Origin of the sequence: Actinoalloteichus spitiensis RMV-1378, assembly GCF_000239155.1 — a bacterium.
GTDB lineage: Bacteria > Actinomycetota > Actinomycetes > Mycobacteriales > Pseudonocardiaceae > Actinoalloteichus_B > Actinoalloteichus_B spitiensis.
Genome location: NZ_AGVX02000283.1, coordinates 1 through 840, shown reverse-complemented (window position 1 = coordinate 840; position 840 = coordinate 1). Strand labels below are relative to the sequence as shown.

Below are 840 nucleotides of genomic sequence, written 5' to 3'. Positions count from 1 at the left end.
CGGGATGGCGGCGCTGGGGCTGGCCGCCGGCCAGGCGACCGCCGCCCCGGCCGCCGCCGGCCCCGGCGGCCGTGTTCCCCGGAGCGCGATCAGCGTGCAGCTGTACACCCTGCGTTCGCTGCTCGAACAGGACGTCCCCGGCACCCTCGCCGAGCTCGCCGCGATCGGCTACCAGAAAGTGGAACTGGCCGGGACCTACGGCTACACGGCCGCCGAGTTCCGCGCCCTGCTGGACCGGTTCGGGCTCCGCGCGACCTCGAGCCACAACGGCGTCGAGGGCGACTTCGACCAGGTGGTGGCCGACGCCCTCACGCTGGGGCAGAGCTACGTGGCCGCCCCGTGGGCGATGTTCGACACGGCGGAGGGGTGGCGCTCCTACGCCCGGCAGCTCGACGAGGCCGGTGCGAAGGCGCGCCGCGCCGGGCTGCGCTTCGGCTACCACAACCACGGCCACGAGTTCCAGCTCGTCGACGGCGAACGTCCCATCGACATCATCCTTGACCACACCCAGCGCCAGAACGTCCACCTCGAGGTCGACCTCTACTGGGTGGTGGACGGCGGGGTGGACCCGGTCGACTTCGTCCACTCCACCGGAGGGCGGGTCCGCCAGTACCACGTGAAGGACCGCAGCGCCTCGGGTGAGTGGGCGGACCTGGGTACCGGCACCATCGACTTCGGCCGGATCTTCCGGGAGACCCGGAGCGCGGGTGTTCGGGAGTTCGTCGTGGAGCACGACAACCCCTCCGATCCGTTGACGACCGTGCGGGTCGGCTACGAGTACCTGCGGGACCTCCGGTTCTGAAACCGGCGCCGTCCCCGGCGGTCGGCCCCGGCTGGGCC

General features: G+C 72.3%; 1 protein-coding gene. It reads left to right on the top strand.

Annotated elements, in window-relative coordinates; all coding sequences use genetic code 11:
* Nucleotides 1-4 precede the first annotated feature (4 nt).
* A complete protein-coding gene (locus ACTIDRAF_RS0213255) occupies nt 5-802 on the top strand; it encodes a sugar phosphate isomerase/epimerase family protein (RefSeq protein WP_016699218.1) in 798 nt (265 codons plus the stop codon).
* Nucleotides 803-840 lie beyond the last annotated feature (38 nt).

Bases quoted from the DNA above. Each gene is read 5' to 3' on its own strand.
- ACTIDRAF_RS0213255 (WP_016699218.1), top strand. From the start codon at position 5: ATGGCGGCGCTGGGGCTGGCCGCCGGCCAGGCGACCGCCGCCCCGGCC.